General features: G+C 44.3%; 10 protein-coding genes. 3 read left to right on the top strand and 7 right to left on the bottom strand.

Annotated features, from left to right (window positions below; genetic code table 11):
• Positions 1–715: Ig-like domain-containing protein (locus O9332_RS21495; protein WP_288027325.1), on the bottom strand; the 715-nt coding region annotated here is incomplete at its 3' end.
• Between the two features lie 668 nt (positions 716–1,383).
• Between O9332_RS21495 and O9332_RS21490 the strand changes: the two genes are divergently transcribed.
• On the top strand, positions 1,384–1,518 hold the full coding sequence (locus O9332_RS21490; protein WP_002761356.1) for a hypothetical protein: 135 nt from the start codon (positions 1,384–1,386) through the stop codon (positions 1,516–1,518).
• Positions 1,519–1,587: 69 nt separating this feature from the next.
• On the opposite strand, the gene O9332_RS21485 is transcribed toward O9332_RS21490, so the two are convergent.
• Together O9332_RS21485 and der are read right to left on the bottom strand one after the other, a co-directional pair.
• Positions 1,588–2,463, bottom strand: a complete 876-nt coding sequence (locus tag O9332_RS21485) for an energy-coupling factor transporter transmembrane component T family protein (protein ID WP_002761354.1) — start codon at positions 2,461–2,463, stop codon at positions 1,588–1,590.
• A 3-nt stretch (positions 2,464–2,466) separates the two neighbouring features.
• Positions 2,467–3,825: a ribosome biogenesis GTPase Der gene (der, locus tag O9332_RS21480; protein ID WP_004268090.1), complete on the bottom strand. Its 1,359-nt coding sequence runs from the start codon at positions 3,823–3,825 to the stop codon at positions 2,467–2,469.
• 152 nt (positions 3,826–3,977) lie between these two features.
• Here der and O9332_RS21475 point away from each other — a divergent pair, with 152 nt between their 5' ends.
• Positions 3,978–4,229, top strand: a complete 252-nt coding sequence (locus O9332_RS21475; RefSeq protein ID WP_002761350.1) for a helix-turn-helix domain-containing protein — start codon at positions 3,978–3,980, stop codon at positions 4,227–4,229.
• Entirely contained in the window at positions 4,207–4,944 is a 738-nt protein-coding gene (locus O9332_RS21470; RefSeq protein WP_288027323.1) for a hypothetical protein, read from the top strand. The genes O9332_RS21475 and O9332_RS21470 overlap by 23 nt, the downstream gene beginning before the upstream one ends.
• On the opposite strand, the gene O9332_RS21465 is transcribed toward O9332_RS21470, so the two are convergent.
• From O9332_RS21465 to O9332_RS21450, 4 genes are all read right to left on the bottom strand, one after another.
• The gene (locus tag O9332_RS21465) at positions 4,919–6,064 is read right to left on the bottom strand and encodes a DNA cytosine methyltransferase (RefSeq protein WP_002761346.1); all 1,146 of its coding nucleotides are present in this window, start codon (positions 6,062–6,064) and stop codon (positions 4,919–4,921) included. The two genes, O9332_RS21470 and O9332_RS21465, sit on opposite strands and share 26 nt — an antisense overlap.
• Positions 6,065–6,371: 307 nt before the next feature.
• A complete protein-coding gene (gene psb35 / locus O9332_RS21460; RefSeq protein ID WP_002761344.1) occupies positions 6,372–6,572 on the bottom strand; it encodes a photosystem II assembly protein Psb35 in 201 nt (66 codons plus the stop codon).
• Between the two features lie 59 nt (positions 6,573–6,631).
• Positions 6,632–7,039 (bottom strand): gamma-glutamylcyclotransferase family protein, encoded by a 408-nt coding sequence (locus O9332_RS21455; protein ID WP_288027321.1) that lies wholly within the window; start codon positions 7,037–7,039, stop codon positions 6,632–6,634.
• On the bottom strand, positions 7,036–8,061 hold the full coding sequence (locus O9332_RS21450; protein ID WP_002761340.1) for an aldo/keto reductase: 1,026 nt from the start codon (positions 8,059–8,061) through the stop codon (positions 7,036–7,038). The genes O9332_RS21455 and O9332_RS21450 overlap by 4 nt, the downstream gene beginning before the upstream one ends.
• Positions 8,062–8,255 lie beyond the last annotated feature (194 nt).

Here is an 8,255-nt window from a genome sequence, read left to right as displayed (position 1 = left end):
CCACGTCGCTGTAGCTGGCCGCTGCCACGGACACCGAGCCGGTGGTTTCCACAGCATCGGTGGCCGTGAAGATGGCCGTATAGCTGTTGCCATCCACTTGGGTGAAGTCGCTCAGGGTTCCACCGCTGACGCTCACATCACCGGCTGTGAAGCCATTCACAGTTTCGCTGAACTCAAAGGTGACGAGAGAATTGTTATCGCCGTCGTTCAGGGAAGCATCAACAATATCGACTGTCACTGTAGGTGGAGTTGTATCGTAGGGAACGAAAACATATTGTCCATCTACCGCCTTGATACCGTCGGTGCCGTTGACGCTTGTGGCTCTGACACCAAGAGTCGTAACACCCCCCGCCAAGAGCGCTTCGATCTCTACCCCTTGATCCTTGCTGTAGCTGTAAGTATAGGTATTACCCGCAGTAAGAAGACTGCTGCCATTATGCTCCGTTCCCGTTAACCCCGTATCGGAAATCTTGTCGTATCCATCCCAGACGATACCAGTCCCATTCATATTGAGACTGTTGTCAGCCTTGGAAAGAACTATATTGCCATCCGCGTTGCTATCGCCATTAGACCACCACAATGCGTTGAGGTCCATTGACCCCTTCTTCATATCAACAGTCCATTGATTTGTGACTGTGTTGTAAGAGGCGGTGAACCAGAGAGCCTGGTTAGTGTCGCCGTATTCCCAGGTGTAAGTGCCTTCCTGCAATGCCATGATCAAGACTCCCAATCAACAATTCTATACATACGGCGGCTTCAGGCTTAGTCTGGTACATCTTCTAAGTGGAAATGCTTATTCAATAAGGATTTATCGGTGCCACACGGATAGAGGAACCGCCGTATGTAAATGGTAACAGATTATGTAACGTATGTAACCATTTAGGGGGGCTACGGACTCAACCCAACAAAAAGGGGTTGTAGGTTGGGTTGACGTAAGGAAACCCAACTATAGTACGCTTGGATTGACCCAAGGAAACCCCACAAAAGGTCAGGAGAAGCGATCGCCGATTCCGACGGATTTAGGTGTTGGCTGTTGGGTTCCGCTTTCCTCTAAAATTGAGAGGTTTTCTTTAACCTATTGATTCGCTCAACCCAACCTACGGACTTCCTTGAAAAATCCCAACTTAGTAGATTTAGAAAAATGAGATGCACCCTGCCAAATGCCAAATCTTATCATACCTCATCTCTATAAGAAACGCCGTAACTTACTCTTATAAGTAATACTTTTTATCTGTTTAAATATCTATCTTTAGTAGGAAATTGGCGAGTGAGAAGTGGAAAGTGGGGAGTTTTTTGCTGTGAACAGTAATCAGTGAGGTTCTTCGGTTTGTCTTATGCAACGGACAGGGTTATAAGAAATGAAACTCTTATAGAGAAAGACATTTGGCGATTTTTGTCAATTGTTTTCTAGAGCGAACTAATCAATTAAATCCCTTGCAAGATAAAGATTTAGTCGATTTATGCCCCCCGATCGAACCAGACCAAGTAACGAAGAACTATCAGGTGAAAAGACAGTAGGAAACTTCTATTTAATACTGCACACTTAAAACTCAAATCTGATAACTGATAACTGATAACTGATAACTGCTATAAACCACCCCAAACTAATCGGGCTGCCCAAAAGGGAATTAACAAAAATAAAGCGATAAAATCAGCCCATCTTAACTGTAATTGGTGCCAGCGTACTTGATGCTGATTGGGACTGGTAAAACCGCGAACCTCCATAGCGATCGCTATTTGTTCGGCGCGCAAAAGCAAATTATCTAGTAATTTTTCCACTACTGTTAACCAGACGTTTAAACTCTTTTTAATCCCTAATTTTTGCCAATTGATCGCCCTAGTTCTCACTGCCCTAGCTAGATTTTGCACTTCTTCTAAAACCAGGGGAATAAAGCGCAAAGAGAGGGTCAGAGTCAGAGAAATTTCCGTCACCGGCACATTAAATCGCCGTAAAGGACTCATTAAATTCTCTAAACCTTCGGTAATTTCTTCCGGGGCCGTCGTCAATAAAAAGAGATTAGTGCTATAAATTAAAGTAAAAACTAAGGTACTAATTCTCACTGCTAATTCCAAAGAACGTCGGGTAACAAATAAACGACCTCTATCCCATAAAACATACTGATAATCACTTGCTGGCGGTAAATTCAGCCCTTCATCCGGTAAACGCGGCTGAATACTCACCCCTAAACCATCGGGAGTGATAGCAGTAATCAGAAAGACGATAATCGCTAAAAATATCAGCCAGCCCATCTGTTGCCGCCAGACGCGGGGGGGAATAGGAGCTAACAGGGTTAACAACATTAATAATCCCACCAAAGCTAAACGCCACCAAGGATTAGCTAATAAAGGTGCTGCTAAAAAAGCCATTAACCAGATAAATTTTACCCTGGCATCTAGTTGATGTAGTCGGGTAATCGGTTGATCGAGATAAAGACCGATGGGCAAACTTCGCAATAAATCCATAAATTAGACCTTGGTGGCTCTATTAACCGTTTTTTCCACTTCTCGCGCCGGTTTGCCGCGCCAGATTAAGCGGATCGGGGTTCCTTTAAAGCCTAACTGTTGCCGGAATTGCCCTTCGATGTAACGGCGATAGTTATCATTAAAGCGCTGGGGATCGTTAACGAAAAGGGCGATCGTGGGGGGTTGACTCGATACTTGCGTGCCATAGTATAGTTTCCCCTGTTTTCCGCCCCTGGTGGTGGGGGGATTGTGCCATTTAACCGCATCTTCGATCACATCGTTGATTACCGAGGTACTGACGCGACGACGGTGAGATTCGGCGGCAATATCGACTAATTCGAGGATTTTGGTGACTCTTTGCCCCGTCATGGCGCTGACAAAGATCATTTCTGCCCAATCCATAAAATACAGCCGATCTTGGAGCATTTTGGTGTAAGTATTGATGGTGTAGGTGTCTTTCTCCACCGCATCCCATTTATTGACCACTAGCACCACCGCGCGCCCTTCTTCAATAATTCGTCCCGCCAATTTTAAATCCTGTTCGGTGACACCATCTAGCACATCGATGACGAATAGTACCACGTCAGACCGGCGAATGGCCTTAAAAGCACGGTTAATACTGAAAAATTCGGCTCCATAGTCCACATTCTTCTTACGGCGAATGCCAGCGGTGTCAATTAACCGATAAACCTGTCCTTCTCGTTCAATTAAAGTATCGATCGAGTCTCTGGTGGTTCCCGAAATCGGACTAACGATCGCCCGTTGTTGTCCGGTTAAAGCATTGAGGAGACTGGATTTACCCACGTTAGGACGACCGATAATTGCCACTTTAATCTCTTCATTTTCGGGAATTTCCGCCGCAGGTGGCAAATATTTAATCACCGCATCGAGTAGTTCACCTGTACCAGAACCGTGAATGGCCGAGATGGGGAAGGGTTCACCGATGGCTAATTCCCAGAATTCCGTCGCTTGCAGGATACCCTGTTCCACCGATTCACATTTATTGACGGCCAAAAGTATCGGGACATTTTGCTGTCGTAACCAAGCGGCAATTTCTCGATCGCCGGCGGTAATTCCCCCTTGCCCATCGACGACAAAAATCGCCACACTTGCCTCTGCTAGGGCGATTAAAGCCTGTTCGCGGATTAAAGGGAGAAATTCGCTGTCATCGTTAAAAACTAGCCCCCCTGTATCGACAATTTGAAAATCTCGATCGCACCAGAAAGCTGGTTGATAGGTGCGATCTCTGGTAATCCCGGGTTGATCGAAAACGATCGCCTGTTGATCTCCAGCGATACGATTGACGAGGGTGGATTTGCCCACATTGGGACGACCGATAATAGCGACGACAGGCAGTTTCATAAGAGGAGGAGGGGACGGAAATTAAAGACCCAATATTCTATCATAGCGATTTGCGATCGACCTTGGTTGATTTATCTGTTTCTGTTCGGCACTGAGACATTGAATACTTTAGTCTGTAGAACTTTGGTATACAAAAGACTAGAATTCAGGTTATGCAATCTGGTCAACTAGAGCAAATTTTAGGACGAGAGCTACAGCGTTATCGCCAAGAAAAAGGGTGGTCGCAAGAGTATTTGGCGGAAGTAACAGGTCTGCATAGAACTTACATCAGTCAACTAGAGCGAGGATTAAAAAGTCCATCGGTGAGAGTGCTTAGTCATATTACTAATGCTTTAGGTCTGAGGATGAGTGAATTTTTGTATTCCGTAGAGGAATCCCTAAGTGTTAACGAACGACGAGACTAAAAGACTAAAGCAGGCCATTCTAGCCGCAATTGCCTCACCATTGATTGGCTCGATCGAGGATTATAGCTGGGAAGCAATTTTTCATTATATCAAGAATATTCCTTTATCCGATCCTGCCCTAGGCAGAAGCAAACTACTCTACGATGCAGTGGACAGTAAAACTGCCAGTGGTTGGTCGCTAAAATCTCTACAACTGAATAGTTTAACTACAGATAATACCTTTTTGTTCGTAATTCAACGAGCAGATATGATCAAAAAAGCCATTCAACTTGGGGTTCCCTCTTTGAATCTGCAATCTTCCCCCGCACAACTGGGAACCGCTATTATTCAACACTGGAACGAGAAGATTCGCTCCAGTCAAACTGCTCAAAATGTCATCAACAGCTATGAGGGAATATTGCTAAAAAACCGAGAGGCCAATGAATATGTTTACTGTGAATACCCCCTTAATCCTCTTGATCCTAATGTTTTTTCTTGGGCATGGGCAATAGATAAAAAAACTGGGGGAGTAGGGGCAGGTTTACAGGGAAGCATCGCTGGCAAAACTCAGTTAGTTTGGTACAAAAATCAGAAACAGTTGTTTAGAAGCAGAACAATCCCCGCTGCCGCTATTCGTCTGAGAATTGAGAGAACTCGTCTGACAATAGATCGATATGTGGAGACAATTTTTGCAGCGCTACAAACCCAAACTAATACTCAAGATTTTGTCCCATAGAGTCTGCTACCACTTTGCCTAACAGTGGTGGCACAGATTCTCCAATTTGAGAGGCCATATCAGTATAAGTCCCTAAAAAGTGAAAATGATCGGGATAAGAATGTAATCTTGCTGCTTCACGAATTGTGATTGTCCGATTCTGGGTCGGATGAAAAAATCTGCCAGAACCGGGATGAAAAAACCACCTTGTAATTGTTCTTGCTGGTTTATCCCAAGAAAGTCGACCATAGGCCCCGCTATAGTGTTTTTTCGGTGCTAATTCAGCAGGTAAATCTCTCGCATCTTGTCCTTCCGCCAGAATTTGCACTCTTGACATTTGAATTGGTGTTAAAGCACGGGCAATATGATTAACAATTTTTTGACTTTGCTCACGCATCTTCTGTTGATATATGGTCTCGGGTTCCCTAGTATAAATTTCGTGATCATAAGCTTGTCCTGCTTCTAAAGTAGGTAAATCACTAATGGCATCTTTAACAGTAGTAACTGGGGCAATATTTGGTTCTAGTAAAGTAAGCTGTGTCCAAGATTTTACAGCTTTATAATCACTTCTGATATCACCAGAATGAGTTGCTTGGGGAAGGGATGGTAAACGCTCTAGACTAGCTAAAAAAAAGGCTCTTGAGCGAGTTTGTGGCACTCCATAATAAGCGGCGTTTAGGGAAGTAGTAACTACTTGATAACCCCAAGATTCTAAATGTGCTACAATTTCATCTCTGATGATACCGTTATAAGCTTTCAAAATTTCAGGAACATTTTCCATGACTACATGAAGAGGACGAAACTCTTGAACAAATCCTAAGAAAGACTTATATAAATGATTGCGAGAATCATTAAGATAGCGATACCCAGCCGGGATATTTCGTGAAAATCCTTGACAGGGTGGACCCCCGATAAGGGCGGTTAATTCTTCTCTTTGTAAACCTAAGTATAAGCGCAGTTCTGATGGATTAACTTTGCGGATGTCTTCCTGAAAAGTGCGTGTTTTAGGATAATTATGTTGATAGGTTGCTAATGCTTTCGCATTTACATCAATTGCACAGATAGATTCAAACCCGGCTAAATGAAATCCCGTGGTCAATCCGCCCGCACCAGAAAATAAGTCGATAATTTGTTGTTTCATGGTTGAATACTATCGTATTCGGAGCCTCTTGTCAACTAAATATCCTAGCGATGATAGCGACGACAGGCAGTTTCATAAGAGGAGGAGGGGACGGAAATTAAAGACCCAATATTCTATCATAGAGATTTGCGATCGACCTTGGTTGATTTATCTGTTTCTGTTCGGCAGGAAGGGCGGAAATGCCTGAAATAACCGCCTAGTCAGGTCTTTAGTCCCTTGTCCGCAGCCAAGGGTCAATCCCAACCAACCTGATTGCTGAGAAGGGAGAAAAAAGCTGACGGCTAAAATAACTGATCACTGCCTTTTTCTAGGATTGAGAATCAGAATCCACCTCTGTCTTCACTTCGGGGACAATATCGGGTCTTTGGGCATCTTCCCAACCGACCGGGCGTTTAGAATTGTACCAAGCGATCGAACCGATGGTGACAGCAGCGAGAAAACCGACCACATAAACTGCCACAAAATAAACGGGGAATTTGCCACTGGCCACTTCTAGGAGTAGATACATAATTTTTTCACGATTAAGCTTTTAATTTGTATATCTTAACAGAATCGGCCCCCTCATCCCTATTCTCGATCGCTACTGGTCCACCAACCGGAAGGCAGCCAAATACCGCCATGGAGAGCTATTTTTGCCGGTGTCATCATATATCCCCAGGCTTCGCCGATCAATTCTCGCTCTAGATTATAAATAGGGATTCTGCGACGCTGATACTCGTTTTCTTCTGGATCTCTGCCGGGTTGATAATCTTCCAAAGCATCCAAAAGCCAAATATCATAATCTGCGTTAAAAGTCAATAAAATTCCCTTCACCCAGCCCTCGCCCTCGGTCAGTCCGGGATAACCGAGGGCGGTAAGATGGTATAAATACCCCTTTGTGTAGGCGGTTTTAGAGTTGATCACTTTTCCCGCACAGTAGGCAGAATAGTTACTCTGCTTAGGTTTCAGGGTTCCATAAACAAAAACTTCCATCATCGGTCTAATTGTGCTGCTACTCCTCCTAATAGGATATCGCGAACAAATTGACTGGCTAAAAGTTCGTGGGGAAAACCGAGGGAAATAGCACTGATATTATCGAGTCGTTGCAGCTGTTCCCCAGTCAGGTTAAAGTCCACACAGGCTAAATTATCCTGCAATTGGGACAATTTTCGAGCGCCAATGATAGGAATTACGGCGTTAGGCCGATTTCTTAGCCAATTTAATGCCACTTGTGCCGGTGATTTCTCAATTTCTCTGGCAATCTCTAGGACAGTCTCGGCAATTTTTAAATCGCGATCAAAAATTTGAAAAGGTTGGTCGGTCATGCTTAAACGTCCATCGACGGGGTTGGGTTGATTATATTTTCCCGTTAAAACTCCTCCTCCCAGGGGACTCCAAGCTGTCACCCCGATATTTAATGCTTTGGCCATGGGCAATAATTCCCGTTCGGGGGTGCGTTCCTTGAGAGAATATTCTATTTGTAGTCCGATAAAGGGTGTCCATCCCCGCAGGGTGGCCAGGGTGTTCCCTTGGGAGACAATCCAAGCAGGACTGTCAGAAATGCCGATATAAAGCACTTTTCCCATCCTGACCAAATCATCGAAAGCGCGCATCACTTCTTCGATAGGAGTGAGAGAGTCCCAAAGATGAAGCCAGAGTAAATCGATGTAATCAGTACCTAAACGCTTTAAACTAGCTTCTACCGCTTGAAAGAGGTTTTTTCGATGATTTCCGCAAGCATTGACATCGCCGGGGCGCGTATTGAGAGAATATTTCGTGGCGATTACCCATTTTTCTCGATCGCCCTTGACAAATTCCCCCACTAATGTTTCACTGGTTCCGTTAGTGTAGAGATTAGCGGTATCGAGAAAATTGCCGCCCGCTTCCGCAAAAGCCTGAAAAACCGCCCGACTTTCTTCTTTATCGGACCCCCAACCCCAATCTTCCCCGAATGTCATCGTTCCTAGACATAGTTCGGAAACTCGCAGACCACTATTACCTAAAAGTTTGTAACGCATAATTAACTAAAATTTTGGCTCGCTTATTCTTTGTATGATAAGTTTAACTTATATAGGGCTTGCTGAATAAATCTAAAAACCTTGTTGGATAAGACTTTTAGACTTTTTTTCCCTCAAAAAGTGCCAGCCATTGCGGGGATCGGGGGCAAAATTCAGGTACTTTTTCCCTGAAAATTAGGCAACTGACTACCTCA

The sequence above is a fragment of the Microcystis sp. LE19-10.1B genome (assembly GCF_027530565.1).
Lineage (GTDB): Bacteria > Cyanobacteriota > Cyanobacteriia > Cyanobacteriales > Microcystaceae > Microcystis > Microcystis aeruginosa.
The sequence above is the reverse complement of the archived record's forward strand: the minus strand, read 5'-3'. Positions and strand labels throughout refer to the sequence as shown.